Source organism: Desulfurispirillum alkaliphilum, from assembly GCF_055378285.1.
Genome location: NZ_AP042405.1, coordinates 1,493,202 through 1,509,903, shown reverse-complemented (window position 1 = coordinate 1,509,903; position 16,702 = coordinate 1,493,202). Strand labels below are relative to the sequence as shown.

Below are 16,702 nucleotides of genomic sequence, written 5' to 3'. Positions count from 1 at the left end.
CAAGGATGCAGGGGTCAGGCAACGCAAAGAGGCCCAGGTGCAAGGCGCCGGCAAAGCGAGGAGCGAGGCGTGCTCCCTGTACGTCGCAGTGACGAGCGATGCCCGGCAACGCCGCAGATGGGCCTCTTTGAGCAGCCTGCTGCCGGATCTCCAGAACAGGCGAGCAGGCGAACCGGAAAAACGGGCGTTCGGGGGGCGCGTTTTTGAGTCCTTTTTGCGCGGTCAAAAAGGATAATATCCGGAAGCGAAAAAAGATACCAGATGAGCCAAGCATGCAAAGTCAATACGGTTCTTGCATGATAAACATCAGAATAATGACGCTTAAACCAAGACGACAAGATGCGAAACTTCAGATGTACATCAGCACTTCGGTATTCATATTGTGGAAACACAAAACCCGTGTTACAAATTAACCATACCTTTTCTTATGTGTCACAAGGAAGAATCAACATACCTTACGGTGGGAGAACATGCAGATACGCGGGTTATATTTCCATACCCTGCTGCCTTTCTTCTGCGCACTGCTGCTTTATGGCGGTGTCTTTTCTGTCAACGCCCACAGCGCCGTGCATCTTTCCGATGACGAGCGCGATTTCCTGGCTCAGCGCCAGGAGGTCGTCTTTGTCAGCCAGACCAACTACCCCCCCTTCGAATTCAGCGACGACTACGGCACCCGCAATGGGATGATGATCGAACTGGCACGCTGGATCAGTGCAGAAATAGGTTTTCACGCACGCTTTCTGGATATGGAGTTTCTTGAAGCCCAACAGGCGGTGCTGTCGGGTGAGGCCGATGTGCTGACCAGTTTTTTTTACAGTGCGCTGCGCGATGAGACCTTTGACTTCACCCAGACCATCTTCGAGGTTCCCGCTTCCATTTTCATCGCCGCCGACCGTCCAGATATCCGCGGGCTGCGAGATCTGCACGGTAAACGCATTGCCATGCAGCGCGGCGATTACGCCGCCGAGTTCCTGCAGCAGCAGAATATTGACTTCGAGATCGTGCCGACGGGCAGTTTTGCCGAGGCGGCGGAAGCCGTGATTCGAGGCAGGGCAGACGCCGTCATCGGCGATGAACAGATCGTACTCTACCACCTCTACCGCCACAATCTCTACGACCGCATGAAGATTGTGGGTGAGCCGCTCTACATCGGCCTCAACAGCATGGCCGTCAAAAATGGCAACGCCATGCTGCAATCGATACTCAATAAAGGCATTGACCATGCTTTCTCCAGCGGCATGCTGGACAGGCTGAATCAGAAGTGGCTCGGCACCAGTATTCCAGGGCGCAGCATCAACTGGATTGAGCTGTGGCCCTACGCTCTGGCCCTCCTTGGCGGCATTGCCCTGGTGGTACTCTGGAACGTTCAGCTGCAGCGGGTGGTGGCCAGCCAGACAGCACAGCTGCGTCGCAACGAGCAGCACCTGACAGCAACCATTGACGAACTGCGCGAAAGCCAGGCCCATAACCAGGCTCTGCTTGCCGCCATGCCCGACATGATCTTTACTCTGGACGAACAGGGGGTGTTTCTGGATTTTCACGCCACTGACCTGGCCGGACCACAGCTTATGCCATCCCGGCAATTCCTGGGTCGGCCTGTCACGGAAATTCTGCCGCCAGAGGCTGCCCGCCAGACCATGGAGGCCATTGCCGGTATCGGCAATGGCGAGCGGCTGCATCTTTTCCATTACCAGCTGAAAATCAGCGGTCAGCTCTCTTTCTTTGAATGCCGGCTCGTTCCCTGCGAACCCGGCCACTTTCTGGCACTGGTGCGCGACATCACCGAGAGCAAAAGGGCGAAGGATGAGTTGGAGCAGGTTCTCCGGCGCCAGGAGGACCAGATTGCCGAAGCGGTGCAGACGGTGCGCCAGCAGGAGCGCATGCTCTTTGAACAGAGCCGCCGCCACTCGCTGCTGAATCTGATGGTCAATCTGGCCCATCAGTGGCGCCAGCCCCTCTATATAGCTTCCCTCACCCTTGATGAGATAGAGATTCTCTTCCAGGAAGGTGAGCTGACCGCAGAAATTCTGACAGAGCGCATTCGGGCGGGCCAGCAGGAGATCTTCCGCCTTTCGGAGACCATTTCGCAGTTTACCGAGCTTTACCAGTCCAATGACATCGAGCGCAGCGCCTTCGCGCTGTCGAGCCTGTGCGACCAGGCTGCGCATTTCCTTTCCAGTGAAGGCTCCCGTAAGCTGCAGATACACAATCAGATCGACCCAGCCCTGATCGTCACCGTCAATCGCAATGACCTCATTGAAATCTTCGTGGAACTCCTGCGCAATGCCGTCTCCACTATGGGTGAACGCAATATCCGGGACGGTGCCATAACCATCGCAGCCACCGTTGATGGGCAGAACGTGCAAGTATGCATGGAAGACACCCTGGGGGGTATTGACCAGCAGATCCTGCCCCAGCTCTTCGATCCCTATGTCACCACCTCATTCCGATCACGGGACAAGGGCATGGGGCTCTATGTGGTCCGCCGTATCGTGGAAGACTCCTACAACGGCGAAATCAGCGCCGAAAACACCGAAAACGGCGCGCGTTTCCGAATTATCCTGCGCGGGGTGCGCCAGTAGGAATGTTTCACCCGCGCGCTGCTGTGCGGATACGTCCTTCTCTTCGCGCCACTGGCCAGAAAATCCCCGAACACACCTCCCCCTTTCAGGGAAAATCTGCTATCATGCTTGATTGCGTCAATTCACATGGTCATCAATTTTTTTGGCAGCAAATATATTTTTCGAGGTACGCCATGATAGTATTTATGGGAAAAGACAAAGCTGACTCGGCCCACATCCGCCAACGCAACCGCCAGGCCCACGTGGAACGCCTGAAAAAATTCCATGAGGAAGGACTGATCGCCTTTGGTGGTCCCCTGAAGGACGACAGCAACGAAAACATGATCGGCAGCCTGATCCTCTTCCATACCGACTCACTGGATATGGTGAAGGAGATCATGGAAGACGACCCCTATACCCGCGAAGGACTCTTTGAAAGCACGCAGATCCACCGCGTCGACAAAGTGCTCACCTCCCCTTTATGAAACGCGTCTGGATCAAGCCCAAGGCACGTAAACACATTGTAGGCGGCCACCCCTGGGTGTTCAGTGGTGCCATTGCCCGCACGGAAGAGCCCCTGGATGCCAGCGATACGGTGGCGGTCTACGAGGGCGAAGCCTTTCTTGGCTGCGGCCTCTACAATCCCGACAGCCAGATTCGCATCCGCATGTTTTCCCGCCTTGAACGCGAGTGCGACGGCGCTTACCTCGAACAGGTGCTGCGCGAGGCTCAGTCAAGGCGTCTGGAACTGCTGAACCCCGCTCAGACCAACTGCTATCGCCTGCTGAACTCCGAAGGTGACGGTGTACCCGGCCTGGTGGTGGATATCTACGACAGCGTGGCGGTGCTGCAGATCACAACTGCGGCCATGGACGCCCGACGCACCCAGATCGTGGAACAGCTGCGCCTGGTTCTGCAGCCAATTGCCATTATCGAGCGCAGCGATGGCAGCGTCCGCCAGATGGAGGGCCTGGCCCCTTCCAGCGGCGTCCTGTGGGGTACCCTGCCGGAAAGCCTGCAGGTGCGTGAAAACGGCATCACCTATGTGGTGCAGCCCCTGGAGGGACAGAAAACCGGATTTTACCTTGACCAGCGCGATAACCGCCTTCTGCTGCGCCAGCTCAGCCAGGGGCGCGAGGTGCTCAACTGCTTCTGCTACACGGGGGGGTTCTCCCTCAATGCCCTGAGAGGCGAAGCCAGCCTGGTCAAAAGCGTCGACGTCAGCGCCACCGCCCTGCACCTGCTCAGCACCAATATACGCCTGAACCAGATGGACGACTCCTCCCACATCATGGTCAAGGAAGATGTCTTCGACTTCCTGCGCAGTGATCAGGAGCAGTATGACACCATCATCCTCGACCCGCCCCCTTTCGTGAAGCGCGCGGACAAGATCGCCCAGGCTGAAGCCGCCTACAAGGACATCAACCTGCTGGCCATGGGAAAACTCCGCCCCGGCGGGCATCTGCTGAGCTTCTCCTGCAGTGGTCACATGGATATTCAGCGCTTCGAGGAAGTGCTGCGCTGGGCCGCCATGGACAGCGGCAAGACGGTACGAGTTCTGCATCGGCTCGGCGCTGGCATGGATCATCCCCGAATCCTGGGCCACCGCGAAGGGGAGTACCTCAAGGGATTTCTGCTGCAGGTTCAGTAGAAATTCTTTTTCTCTTTACAATTCCATATTCACTCGTGCTCCGGAAAAGCGTATGCTGCCCACGCATGCTGCCGCTGACTCCAGGGCACGCCAGCACGTCGGGCGATACCGCACGCGCTACCGTCACACAAGGGTACCCACATGAAACTCAATTATGACAAGCACAATGGCGAAATAGAAACGCTCATCGAAGGGCTGATCGCCATGACAGGCTGCCAGAAAAACACCGAGATCATTCGCGAAATGATTCTCAGCGCCCTGAAAGCCGCCGGCGATAACATGGGGCGAGGTGATCTGAAGATTATCAACAATACCATCAAGGAGATGCGCTACTCCTTCAATCTCTTCGCCAGGTACACCGACAAGCGCAAGGTCACCGTCTTCGGCTCAGCACGCATCAAGGATAATGAGCCCGCTTACGAACTGGCGCGGGAGTTCTCCCGCAAGATATCCCAGTGGGATTACATGGTCATCACCGGTGCCGGTGGCGGCATCATGCAGGCGGGCAATGAGGGCGCGGGAACCGACAACTCCTTCGGCGTCGGCATCGACCTCCCCTTTGAACAGTCGGCCAACCAGTGGATTCACAACGACATCAAGCTCATCAACTTTAAATATTTCTTCACCCGCAAGGTGAATTTCCTCAAGGAAGCCAGTGCCGTGGTGCTCTTCCCCGGCGGCTTCGGCACCCACGATGAGGCCTTTGAAACCCTGACCCTGGTGCAGACGGGCAAGTCCAATATCATTCCGGTCATCTTCATCGACCCCACCGGCAACAACCTGTGGCGCGGCCTGGAAGAGTACATGCGCGTGCACCTCTATCGCACCGGCCTGATCAGCGAAGACGACATGCACCTGTACACCATCATGAACAGCATCGATGACGCCATCAGCGAAATACTCCACTTCTACAAGCGCTTTCACTCCTACCGCTACGTACGCGATCACCTGGTTATCCGCATGAACTCGCCCCTGACGGCAGAGCAGCTGGATTTCCTGAACCACGATTTCAAGGATATCCTCGTCTCGGGCACCATTGAAGCCACCGGACCGCTCCCCGAAGAACAGGAAGAAGCCGGAACCCTGCACCTGCCGCGGCTGAAACTGCACTTTGACCGCCGCAGCCTCGGCCGGCTGCGACTGCTGATCGACATGCTCAATGGCTTTGAGATTCGGGAGGATCAGACCCTGGAAACGCAGGAAGGACCATCCATATGAACACTCCGTCCATGAACATCCAGACCATCGACCTGGTCTGGCAGGCGGGCACCATCATCCGCAACTTCATCAGCAAGCCGAAGGACATCCACTTCAAGGGCGAAATCGACCTGGTCACCTCCGCCGACCTGGCCGTGGAGGAGTACCTGAAGCGTGGACTGGCGGAACTCTTTCCCGACTACACCATTGTGGCGGAAGAGAGCGCCGATATCTCCTCGGGCAAAGCCCCTGCCAGGGCCATCTACATCGACCCCATCGACGGCACCACCAACTTCGCCCACGATTTCCCCTTCGTGGCCATCTCCGTGGGGGCCTTCCGCGATGGCCAGCCGGAATGGGGCATTGTCTACAACCCCTATAACGATGAACTCTACCACGCCGCCAGCGGTCAGGGCGCCTATCTCAATGGCAGTGCCATCGGCGTCAGCTCCACTGAAGTCTTCCGCCAGAGCCTGCTGGCCACCGGCTTTCCCTACAGCGTGGTGGAGTCCCCGCAACGCCGCCGTCTGCTGTTGGATGTGCTGGACCGTGTCCTGCAGGGCACCCAGGGAGTGCGCCGCTGCGGCAGCGCGGCCCTGGATCTGTGCTTTGTGGCCAGAGGTGTGCTGGATGGCTTCTATGAGTGGGGCCTGAAACCCTGGGATATTGCCGCCGGCATCGTCATCCTGCAGGAAGCGGGTGGCCGGGTCAGCGACACCGCCGGCCACGATCACGACCTCTTCACCGATGGTATCATCGCCACCAACGGACATATTCACGAAGCGCTGCACCAGTGCATCGCCTCTGCCACAAGGACTCCATAATGGCCATTTTCAGTAAAAACGCCTCCCTGTTTTTTTTCCAGAAGGTCAATGACCTCATTTTCAAGCTCATGGTTCCCCTGGTGGTCATCGCCCTGATACTGGGTTTCGCCAATATCTTCATCGACATCTCCAGCCTCTTCACCCGCGACATCACCGTAGCCCAGGCGTTTCCCGTGGTAGTTACCAACATCCTGTCCATGTTCATCGTCATCGAACTGTTCAAGAGCATTGTGGAATATTTTGAAATCAAACGCCTCAAGCTGACCACAATCATGGATGTCGCCATCGTCTTCATGCTGCGGGAAATCATGATCGCCGTCTACGCCCACAAGCTCAGCGCCACCGAGATCGGCCTGCTGGCCCTGACCCTGCTGGTCATCGGCATCACCCGCACCCTGACGATCGTCTTCACCCCTTACAGCGAAAATGGCGCGACGGAGAGGCTGCGCCGTAAATTCGGACTGGACAAGGAAGAAGCCCCCTAACTCCCCCTCGCCTTCGTTTCACCGGCAAGGAGTCGCCATGTCCCTGGACCTGCACCACCTCAGCCCCATAGCCGCCATCGATCTCTTTGTGGAGCACTATAACCGTGCCATTGGCAGTGGTGAACGCCACCCCATGGAAATCATCCACGGCTATGGCTCCAGTGGCGAAGGGGGCGTGATCCGCCGACACCTGCACCGCCTGCTGGCAGCCCACCCTGAACACCTCACCTTTGAGCCCGCCCCCGGAGGCAACCCCGGCGCCACCATCGTCCTTCCCCGCAAACCACTCCCTTCAACGACCAGCCTGCTGGCCAGCGAAATACTGGAATACTGCCAGAACCCGAAGACCAAAGAGAAAATAGCGGGAAAATTTCGCCAGCACGGCGACGCGAAAGTGATTGCCGCCATCAGCAGCCTGCAGAAGGAAGGGGCGTTGAAAATGATTCAGAAGGGAAAGCACAAATGCTTTGTGGAGCGCAAGGAATAAACCGCAACGCTCAGTCTGCCACTATGTCTGTGAGAAGTGAGGCGTACTTCCTGTACGTCGCAGCAACGAGCACTTGTGAGCAACGCCGCAGATGAGGGCTTTTCAGCAGCCTGACAGTCGGCGTGTCCTGGTTGGGAAAGAACACGGGGGAAAGACAGAAGCAGGCTGTTCCCCCCTGAGCCCGTCCGGTGAGTGCGACGCCTGGCTGGCAAGACCCGAAGGGACACTCACAGGAAGTGAGTGGTCCGGCAGCACTGCAGGGATGCAGGGGTCAGGCAACGCAAAGAGGCCCAGGTGCAAGACGCGGGCAAAGCGAGGAGCGAGGCGTACTCCCTGTACGTCGCAGTGACGAGCGATGACCGGCAACGCAGCAGATGGGCCTCTTTGAGCAGCCTGCTGCCGGATCTCCAGAACAGGCGAGCAGGCGAGCCGCAAAAACGGGCGTTCGGGGGGCGGTTTTTTTGGTCCTTTTTTGGCCGCACCAAAAAAGGACAGGAGAAATTGAAGCAATTTACTCACATCAAATAACCGTTATTTAACGCTTTACATCCAAAGCAAAGGATGAAAAACGTACGTTACAGCCCCTGGCCCGCTGGTACATGTGCCGAAACCGGGCAGTTCAGGCCCGCGTTCTGCCCGGCCACATCGCAGCAGGGCTGGCAATCGTGTTCATCTCCATCTTCAATGGGGAAGATAAAGACATCGTCGGGATCAAGGCTGACGCAGAGCTTGGTGCCGTCTGGGTGGGGGAAGCGCCCGCTGATACGGGCGTGAACGTGCATAGGACAGGAAGGGGCGCAGTATTCCAGGCGCAGGTGCACCAGTGTGCTGCCCACGAGCATGCGCGAGGCGGTCACTTCGCCGATGACCCCGTGGATATCGCACTGGGCGATGTCCAGTCGCAGGGAGTCCGGGCGAAAGAGGACATCCACAACGGTATTGTCCTGAATGTGCTGAGCATCCAAAGCCCCGAAGGGTGTCGCGACCTTCCCCTGGCACACCACTCCTTCGATACGGTTCACATCGCTGAAAAACGTTGCCACAAAGGCGTTGACAGGGCGGTAGAAGAGGTTCACGGGGCCATCCACCTGGACGATGACTCCCTTGTTCATCAGGGCGATGCGATCACCCATGAACATGGCTTCCTCGGGGTCGTGGGTGACCATGACCGTGGCGACGCCACTGTGTTTCAGCACGTGCAGGGTCTCATCGCGCACCTGGGAACGCAACCGCGTATCCAGACTGGAAAAGGGTTCATCCAGCAGCACGATACTGGGACGTGGTGCCAGGGCGCGGGCCAGGGCAACCCGCTGCTGCTGCCCGCCGGAAAGCTGATGCGGGTAAGACTTCGCGTAGGCGCTCATGCCAACGCGCTTCAACGCTTCCATGGCCCGGTTGTTGCGCTCCTCCCGCGACCTGATACTCACCAGGCCAAAGGCGGTGTTCTCCAGGACGCTGAGGTGGGGGAAGAGAGCAAAATCCTGAAAGAGAAAGCCGATGCCACGCTTTTCCGGTGGGGTATGAGCGCTGGAACTGGCAACCGTGGAACCGGCAATGCTGATGGTCCCCTGCTGCAGCACCTCCAGCCCCGCAATAAGGCGCAGCAGGGTAGTTTTGCCGCAGCCCGAAGGTCCAAGCAGGCAGATGACCTCACCGGCGGCCACCTGCAGGTCAACCCCTTTCAGTACTTTCAGATCACCATAGGCGTGGTTTACACCGCGTATATCGAGAACCTGAGCTTCGCTTTTCTGGCTCATGTGCGTTTTCCTCCTGGACGGGAGCGGGCTATGGCCACGCTGATCAGTATTACGGGAATTATCCCCACGGCCACAATGGCCAGAGAAGAGCTGGATGATTCGATGAGAAAACCATCATTGGCCATTTCATAGGAGCGTATGGCTAAAGTCTCCAGGCCGAAGGGGCGCATCATGAAGGTGGCGGGCAGCTCTTTCATGACGTCCACAAAGACGAGAATGGCCGCGGTGAGAAGGCTGCCACGCATGATGGGCGTATGGATCCTGCGCAGCGTCTGCCCGGCTGTGTGGCCAAGGGTGCGGGAGGCGCCATCCATGCTGTAGGTGATCTTGCCCAGGCTGGCTTCAATGGTATTGAGGGAGACCGCCAGAAAGCGCACCACATAGGCGAAGATCAGGGCGGTCCAGGTGCCGGTCAGCAGCAGTCCGGTGGAAATGCCGAACCACTGGCGCATAAAGCTGTCGAGGGTGTTATCAAAAAACGCGAAGGGGATCATGACGCCCAGGGCAATCACCGCGCCGGGAACGGCATATCCCATGCTGGCCAGGCGCACGGCAAAGCCCATGGACTTCCCAGGCTGCAGTCGCTGGCCATATGCCAGCAGCACGGCAACCCCAACGGCAAAGAGCGAGGCAATGCCCGCCAGGGCAAAACTGTTCCTGGCCATGACCACATAGCGGCTATCCACAAATCCCCAGGAAATCACGGTCCAGTAGGCCATGGCTCCCACGGGCAGCAGAAATCCGAAAAAAACGGGGAGAAAGCAGAGAATACAGGCCGCCGCAGCTTTGAAGCCGCTGAGCTGATAGCGACTGATGCTGCGATAGGAGCCGGCATTGTTGGTGGTCTTTCCTTTGCCACGGGACCAGCGCTCCAGGGCGATGAGCACGAAGATGAACACCATGAGCATGGCACCCAGCTGCGCTGCGGCTGCCACTTCCCACATGCCGAGCCAGGTGCGGTAGATACCAGTGGTAAAGGTATCGACGGCGAAAAAATCCACCGTGCCAAAGTCGTTGAGGGTTTCCATCAGCACCAATGCCAGGCCACCGGCAATGCCGGGGCGGGCCATGGGCAGCGCCACCTGGAAAAAACTGCTCCAGGAGCTGCGTCCAAGGGTACGACTGGCCTCCAGTACACTGATGGACTGTTCCAGAAAGGAGGCGCGGGAGAGCATGTATACGTAGGGATAGAATACGAGGGTCATCATGATGATGGCACCGGGCAGGGAGCGTATTTCGGGAAACCAGTATTCAGCGGCGCTGCGCCAGCCGAAAGTTTCCCGCAGCAGGGTCTGCACCGGCCCGGCAAAATCCAGCAGCCCGGTGTAGGTAAAGGCGATGACATAGGCCGGAACTGCCAGGGGCATCAGTAAAGCCCACTCAAAGAAGCGACGGCCGGGAAAACTGGTCATGGTCACCAGCCACGCGCAGGCAACGCCGATCAGCAGGGTTCCTGAGCCGACTCCCACCATCAGCCACAGAGAATTGGCGATATAGCGGGGCAGTACGGTGGCAGCCAGGTGGCTCCACAGTTCGCTGTTAGGCACAAAAATATACCCCAGCACCACCAGAACCGGTGTTGCCACAAGCAGGGCAACGATCCAGGTGGCCAGGGCCCAGGGAGAAAAAAAGCGACGACGTTGCATATTCATGGGAAGCTCATTCCAGGTAACCCGTAATTGCGGTGCATCTCCCCGTGAAGTGTACGGGAGAAATGATAATCCGCTGACAGGGCAATACCCAGCCAGCGGAAAACCACAAAACTATACAGGGAAAGGTGGAAAATTACCAGAAATTAACGCCAGCCCACCCGATCCATAATGCGCACGGCCTCGGCCTGGTATTTCTCCAGTTCGGAGAGGTTCAGGGTATCGGCCTTGAACTCGCCGAAGCTCTGAATGGGACCGGAGAGGACAGCGCTGGGATTGACGGGATATTCGTTATTGTGTTCGGCGTAGATGGTCTGGGCCTTTTCACTGGCGAGGAACTCGATGAGTTTGATGGCGGCATCCACATTGCGCGAGCTCTTGGTCACTCCGGCACCGCTGAGGTTCATATGGGCACCGCGATCATCCTGATTGGGCCAAAGCAGCGCCACCTTTTCCACCACATCCTTATCAGCCGCTGCGTCAGAGGCAATCAGACGACCGAAGTAATAGGTATTGGCAATGCCCACATCACACTGTCCGGCGGCAACGGCACGAATCTGGGCAGTGTCATTGTCCTGGGGCTGACGGGCAAAGTTGTTTACCAGTCCGCGAGCCCACTCTTCCGCTTTGGCGGCTCCGTGGTGCGCAATCATGGCTGCCATGAGGGACTGGTTGTAGACGTTGGACGAGCTGCGCACACAGATGCGCTTGCCCAGTTTCGGATCAGCCAGCGCCTCGTAGCTGGATATCTGCGCGGGGTCAATGCGGTCGGGGGCGTAGAAGATAACGCGGGAACGGGCAGAGAGCCCATACCACTGGCCATCGGCATCACGGTAGTGGGCAGGGATGCTGACATCGAGAATGTCCGACTCTATGGAGCGCAGCACGCCGGCTTGCTTGGCAGCCACCAGATTGCCGGCATCCACCGTAATCAATACGTCAGCCGGACTGTTGGCACCCTCACGCACCAGGCGCTCCAGCAGGCCGCCGGCCGCTCCGGTCAGCAGACGGTAGTCGATGCCGGTTTCCCGTTTAAACTCCTCCAGCAGGGGTTCCATCAGATGAGTCTGACGATAGGAGTAGACGTTGACCACCTGGGACCAGGCAACCGCCGTACAGACCAGAGCCAGCAGAAAAGAATACAGTATTTTCTTCATGATACACCTCCAGAGCGCTAAATTGTTAACCGGAAAACAGATCGCCGCAAAAACGCGGCCTTATTTCAGCGCGCTAAGTTACTTTACATATTAAAACATGTCAAGCGATTCCGAACGAGACACGATGCACCAAATTTCGCGGTTCCGCGGAGCAATTCCACATATCTCCACAGTCCGCCCCACCACCGGGTGGCGATCATAAAAAACATTTACAGTATGACGCTTTTCGCTTATAAAATATAGTTTCCGCAGGACATGAGTCTGCCACACCATCCTTTTTTCGGAGTCGCCATGCTTGACATATTCAGAACGATCAAAGGCAAACTCTTTCTTTTCCTGGTTTGTGCCGCCATGGGAACATTCATCCTGATCGGCATTTCCCTGAGCACCCTCCATGGAACCCTCAAAGAGACCCGCGAGGTGACCATCAAGCAGCTGGCTGAGGTGGGGCACGGCGTCCTGGCCCACTACCACCGCCAGGCCACCGAAAACAAGATGAGTATGGACGAAGCGAAAACCGCCGCTCTCACGGCAATAAAATCCCTGCGCTACGAGGGGCAGGAATACTACTGGATTAATGACATGCAGCCGCGCATGATCATGCACCCCATAAACCCCCGCCTGGACGGCCAGGATCTGAGCTCCTTTGAGGATCCCACCGGCAACCGCCTCTTCGTGGAATTTGTCCGCACCGTGCGCGAAAACGGACGGGGTCACGTCAATTATCTCTGGCCCAAACCCGGCCATGACACCCCCGTGGAAAAAACCTCCTATGTCATCGGTTTCGAGCCCTGGGGCTGGATCATCGGCACCGGTGTCTATAACGACGATATCCAGTCCGCCTTCTGGTCAGAGGTCGGACGCATGACCATATTCGTAGCCGCCCTGGTGATCGTCTTCTTTATCCCCATGGTCCTGCTGCTGCGCGCCATCATGGGCTCCGCCAACCGTATTGCCGCAGTGTCCATGGAACTCTCCCAGGGCGAAGGCGACCTGACCCGCCGTCTGCCCCTCCAGGGGCGCGACGAACTCACCGAGGTCAGTCGCTTCATCAACGCCTTCCTGGAAAAGACCCAACAGACAGTCATCAACGTGCGCAACTCCGTGGAAGGTGTCGCTTCCGCCAGCGAGCAACTCAGCAGCACATCCTCCCAGATGTCATCCAGCATGGGGCAGCAGTCAGAAACCATTACTCAGATTGCCTCGGCCATACACGAGATGTCCCACACCGTCGGCGAAGTCTCCCGTAACATGGGTGACGTGGAAAATAATGCCAACATGGCCCTTGACGCCGCCAAGGCGGGTGGGGAAATTGTCCAGCAGTCCACCAGCGAAATGGAGGGCATCGCCCGCGAAGTAGATGAAACCGCATCCTTCGCCCAATCCCTGGAAGAGAAGAGCAAGCGGGTTGAGGAAGTGATTCAGGTCATCAACGATATCGCCGATCAGACCAACCTGCTGGCCCTCAATGCTGCCATTGAAGCTGCCCGCGCCGGCGACGCAGGACGGGGATTTGCCGTGGTCGCCGACGAAGTTCGCAAGCTGGCGGAACGCAGCACCAACTCCACCCAGGAGATCATTGAGATCGTCAAAACCATTCAGTCGGGCGTTAATCAGGTCACCAGATCCATGGGAACCGTCAACGACCGCGTTCAGCACGGCGCGTCTCTCTCCCGTCAGGCTGACGAAGCATTCACCACCGTACTGCAGGGCATGGAAAACCTGCAGCAGCTTATAGAACAGAACGTGGCCGCTGTTGAACAGATGGCCAAGACTTCCGAGCAGATCACCGAGGATGTTCAGTCCATATCAACAACCTCGGAAGAGACCGCGAAGGCCTCGGAAGAGGTGGCATTCGCGTCCCGGGACCTGGCCAGACTCTCAGCAGACGTACAGCATCATCTCGATGCCTTTAAAGTGGATGATGATTCCCGAAAACACAGCATGAAATTAATACCAAGGGGTTGAACATGAGCAGCCTGAGCCAAGAAAAACAAGCCATTCTCCTGGAAAGCGGCACCAACGAACTGGAGATCATTGAGTTTCAGCTACGCAAGCAGATGCCTGATGGTCAGGAAAAAATCGCCCACTACGGCATCAATGTCGCCAAAGTGCGCGAAATCATCAAGGTACCTGAGACCACCGAGTACCCCAACGCGCACCCCAGCGTTGTCGGCATCTTTAACCTGCGCGACCGCCTCATTCCCCTGGTGGATCTGGCCCACTGGCTGAAAATTCCCGTTCACGACGACCTGCAGAGCAAACGGGTCATCGTCACCGAGTTCAACAAGATGTTCAACGGCTTCCTGGTAGACTCTGTCAGCCGCATCTACCGCATTTCCTGGGAAAACGTGGAATCACCCAGCCAGTTCCTGGAAAGCCGCGAGAGCGACTGTGTCGTTGCCGTGGTTCGCATGGAGAACCGCCTCATCATGATTCTGGACTTCGAGAAGATCATTGCCGACATCAACCCCGAACAGAGCATGGAACGCTACGACGTTTCCCTGGACAAGCGGATTCTCCAGGATGAAGCCATGGTTTCGCGCCGCCAGGCCAAGACCCTGCTGGTTGTCGACGACTCCGCCTTTATCCGCAAGCTGATTGAAACCACCCTGCGCACCGCCGGCTACAATGTACTGGCCGCCCAGGATGGCGCAGAGGCCTACGATATTCTCATGGAATTTGAACAGACTGCCAAATCCGAACACCAGCCCATATCCGAACTGGTCAGCCTGCTCATCAGTGACGTGGAAATGCCGCGCATGGACGGCATGCACCTGGTCAAGCGCCTGCGTGAACGCGATGCCTACGCGGATCTGCCTATTCTGATGTTCTCCTCCATCATGAGTGAAGAAAACCGCCGCAAGGCCCTGGCCATCGGCGCCAACGACACCATCACCAAGCCGGAAATCGGCCGCCTGGTTGAGCTGGCCGACAAGTTTATCTTCGGCCACTGAAGCCCTTTTCCCGAACGTAAAAAAGCCCGGTGGAAACTCCACCGGGCTTTTTTTTGTGTGGGATACAGCGAAAAACGTATCAGCGCTTGGAGAACTGGTGTCCCCGACGGGCCTTGTGGCGACCGTACTTCTTGCGCTCGACAATACGCGCGTCGCGGGTAAGAAAGCCACCGCGCTTGAGATCAGAGCGCAGATCCTTGGTAATTTTGGAGAGGGCTCTGGCAATGCCAAGGCGCAGGGCGCCGGCCTGACCAGACAGTCCACCACCGCTTACGGTGGCGTACAGGTCAAACTTCTCCAGGTTCTTCGTGAGGCTGAGGGGCTGCTTTGCCACCATTTTGACCGTTTCGCGAGCAAAGTACTCTTCAAAAGGGCGATGGTTGACGATCATCTTGCCATTTCCCGGTGTAAGCCATACACGGGCAATGGAGGCTTTTCTTCTTCCTGTAGCGTAGTATCGTTCCGACATGTATGCTCCCTCGGCTTAAAAATTCAATGGTTGGGGATTGGCACCGGCATGGGGATGCTCAGGACCGGCGTATACACGCAGCTGCTTGATCATCTTGTCAGCCAGTTTGTTTTTCGGCAGCATGCCCTTTACGGCTTTGGTGATTACCTCTTCGGGCTTGCGGGCCAGCAGGTCCTTGTAGGCCTCTGCCTTCAGACCACCGGTATACCAGGTGTGGTGGTAGTAGACCTTCTGCTCGGCCTTGCGCCCGGAAACTTCAATTTTGTCAGCGTTGACCACAACAACATAGTCACCGTCATTCATGTGGGGAGTAAAGGTAACTTTATGCTTGCCGCGCAGAATACGCGCAATTTCAGTACTCAGGCGACCAAGGCTCTTGCCTTCGGCATCAACCAGGTACCACTTTTTCTCGATATCTCCCTTGGAAACATAGGTCTTCATCGCAACCTCTTCTTATGATGGGCAATAATTTACCGTACATCTGAACTGTGCCAGTAAACGGGGGGAAAACCGGCCCAGATCGGACTCTTCTCTGGTCCCACCTGTGTAAAACCGAAAAACTATATCCTCAAGTCAATGCAATGTCAAGGGGTTGAACGCGTATTTTGATTTCCATTGCCCAGTTGAAGCAGCAGGGGTGGAAGCTGATCCAGGATTTCCACAGAGCGCACGCTCACCTGCTGGCGTGGGCGGTTACTCATATCCACGCGCACCTTGCCAATCGCCTCAACCACATCCATGCCAAAGAGCACCTGACCGAATACGGTATGCTTGCCCGTCAGCCAGGGAGTCCCATCCAGGGTGATAAAAAACTGCGAACCATTGGTAGCCGGTCCGGAGTTTGCCATGGCAAGGGCGCCCTTTACCAGCGGACGCGAAGGCAGATTCTCACTATATTCGTAACCGAGGTTCACATAGGCGTCTTTGAGACTCATGGAGAAGAGGGTCCTTTCCACTTCCTCGCGGCGCGCGTCAAGTTCTTCCTGGGAGCTGATGCCCAAAGCGAAGATCAGGGGAAGAACCACCAGCTGCTGGAACTCCTCCTGGGAATTGACCCCCAGGGAGGGATGGGGCAGGTAACCGCCCTGAACCACTTTTTCCTTGTCGAGCCCCAGGGCGCGGGCATTGATTTCATCGGCGAAAGAATAGCCGGGGCCGCCGGTTCCGGTACCCGTGGGATCACCTCCCTGAATCATGAAGCCATCGATGACGCGATGAAAAATCGTGTTTTCGTAAAAACCGGTTCTGGCCAGCTCCATAAAATTCTGGACCGTGCGGGGAGCAGCGGCGGGAAACAGTTCAATATAGATATCGCCCATGGTGGTGTGAATATGCGCAATGGGGTTCTCGGGATTCTCGCGAACTGGCAGCACCTGCCCCTGGGCAGCCCACGCGGGCAGTGCCAGCAACAGCAACAGAACAACCTGAATCATTCTCAGCATGATACATCTCCATATTTTTGAGTTAAACTCCTGCGCAGCCATGAACAGGCTGCAAAAGCCCTTCGC

At 57.1% G+C, this 16,702-nt stretch carries 15 protein-coding genes; 9 read left to right on the top strand and 6 right to left on the bottom strand.

The annotated features are described in order from the left end of the window. The first annotated feature begins 470 nt into the window (after nucleotides 1-470). The 7 genes from ACZ46I_RS06795 (at nucleotide 471) to ACZ46I_RS06765 (ending at nucleotide 7,205) form a co-directional block, all read left to right on the top strand. Nucleotides 471-2,582: a transporter substrate-binding domain-containing protein gene (locus tag ACZ46I_RS06795; RefSeq protein ID WP_464280320.1), complete on the top strand. Its 2,112-nt coding sequence runs from the start codon at nucleotides 471-473 to the stop codon at nucleotides 2,580-2,582. 173 nt (nucleotides 2,583-2,755) lie between these two features. Beyond that, complete coding sequence (locus ACZ46I_RS06790) at nucleotides 2,756-3,046, top strand: YciI family protein (protein ID WP_013506682.1); 291 nt, start codon at nucleotides 2,756-2,758, stop codon at nucleotides 3,044-3,046. Continuing rightward, nucleotides 3,043-4,212 (top strand): class I SAM-dependent rRNA methyltransferase, encoded by a 1,170-nt coding sequence (locus ACZ46I_RS06785; protein ID WP_464280319.1) that lies wholly within the window; start codon nucleotides 3,043-3,045, stop codon nucleotides 4,210-4,212. Before ACZ46I_RS06790 ends, ACZ46I_RS06785 begins: the two co-directional genes overlap by 4 nt. 141 nt (nucleotides 4,213-4,353) lie before the next feature. Then, entirely contained in the window at nucleotides 4,354-5,430 is a 1,077-nt protein-coding gene (locus ACZ46I_RS06780; protein ID WP_226507917.1) for an LOG family protein, read from the top strand. After that, the gene (locus ACZ46I_RS06775) at nucleotides 5,427-6,233 is read left to right on the top strand and encodes an inositol monophosphatase family protein (protein ID WP_464280318.1); all 807 of its coding nucleotides are present in this window, start codon (nucleotides 5,427-5,429) and stop codon (nucleotides 6,231-6,233) included. Before ACZ46I_RS06780 ends, ACZ46I_RS06775 begins: the two co-directional genes overlap by 4 nt. Next, entirely contained in the window at nucleotides 6,233-6,718 is a 486-nt protein-coding gene (locus tag ACZ46I_RS06770; RefSeq protein WP_013506686.1) for a phosphate-starvation-inducible PsiE family protein, read from the top strand. The genes ACZ46I_RS06775 and ACZ46I_RS06770 overlap by 1 nt, the downstream gene beginning before the upstream one ends. A gap of 37 nt (nucleotides 6,719-6,755) precedes the next feature. Further along, the gene (locus tag ACZ46I_RS06765; protein WP_013506687.1) at nucleotides 6,756-7,205 is read left to right on the top strand and encodes a Smr/MutS family protein; all 450 of its coding nucleotides are present in this window, start codon (nucleotides 6,756-6,758) and stop codon (nucleotides 7,203-7,205) included. A gap of 575 nt (nucleotides 7,206-7,780) precedes the next feature. Here ACZ46I_RS06765 and ACZ46I_RS06760 read toward each other — a convergent pair. The 3 genes from ACZ46I_RS06760 to ACZ46I_RS06750 all read right to left on the bottom strand — a co-directional run bounded on the left by ACZ46I_RS06760 (nucleotide 7,781) and on the right by ACZ46I_RS06750 (nucleotide 11,768). Next, a complete protein-coding gene (locus ACZ46I_RS06760) occupies nucleotides 7,781-8,962 on the bottom strand; it encodes an ABC transporter ATP-binding protein (protein WP_013506688.1) in 1,182 nt (393 codons plus the stop codon). Continuing rightward, nucleotides 8,959-10,614, bottom strand: a complete 1,656-nt coding sequence (locus ACZ46I_RS06755; RefSeq protein WP_013506689.1) for an ABC transporter permease — start codon at nucleotides 10,612-10,614, stop codon at nucleotides 8,959-8,961. The genes ACZ46I_RS06760 and ACZ46I_RS06755 overlap by 4 nt, the downstream gene beginning before the upstream one ends. A gap of 143 nt (nucleotides 10,615-10,757) precedes the next feature. Then, a complete protein-coding gene (locus ACZ46I_RS06750) occupies nucleotides 10,758-11,768 on the bottom strand; it encodes a Fe(3+) ABC transporter substrate-binding protein (protein WP_464280317.1) in 1,011 nt (336 codons plus the stop codon). Nucleotides 11,769-12,059: 291 nt separating this feature from the next. On the opposite strand from ACZ46I_RS06750, the gene ACZ46I_RS06745 reads away from it, so the two are divergent. Both ACZ46I_RS06745 and ACZ46I_RS06740 read left to right on the top strand, forming a co-directional pair. After that, nucleotides 12,060-13,736, top strand: a complete 1,677-nt coding sequence (locus tag ACZ46I_RS06745) for a methyl-accepting chemotaxis protein (protein WP_464280316.1) — start codon at nucleotides 12,060-12,062, stop codon at nucleotides 13,734-13,736. A 2-nt stretch (nucleotides 13,737-13,738) separates the two neighbouring features. Further along, entirely contained in the window at nucleotides 13,739-14,725 is a 987-nt protein-coding gene (locus tag ACZ46I_RS06740) for a chemotaxis protein (protein WP_013506692.1), read from the top strand. 79 nt (nucleotides 14,726-14,804) lie between these two features. Here the strand turns inward: ACZ46I_RS06740 and rpsI are convergent, their stop codons facing one another. The 3 genes from rpsI to ACZ46I_RS06725 form a co-directional block, all read right to left on the bottom strand. Then, nucleotides 14,805-15,194 carry a 30S ribosomal protein S9 gene (gene rpsI / locus ACZ46I_RS06735; RefSeq protein WP_013506693.1) on the bottom strand — a complete coding sequence of 130 codons (390 nt, stop codon included), beginning with the start codon at nucleotides 15,192-15,194 and terminating at the stop codon, nucleotides 14,805-14,807. 15 nt (nucleotides 15,195-15,209) lie between these two features. Beyond that, the gene (gene rplM / locus ACZ46I_RS06730; protein WP_013506694.1) at nucleotides 15,210-15,635 is read right to left on the bottom strand and encodes a 50S ribosomal protein L13; all 426 of its coding nucleotides are present in this window, start codon (nucleotides 15,633-15,635) and stop codon (nucleotides 15,210-15,212) included. A gap of 143 nt (nucleotides 15,636-15,778) precedes the next feature. Further along, nucleotides 15,779-16,636 carry a peptidylprolyl isomerase gene (locus ACZ46I_RS06725; protein WP_464280315.1) on the bottom strand — a complete coding sequence of 286 codons (858 nt, stop codon included), beginning with the start codon at nucleotides 16,634-16,636 and terminating at the stop codon, nucleotides 15,779-15,781. Nucleotides 16,637-16,702: the final 66 nt, after the last annotated feature.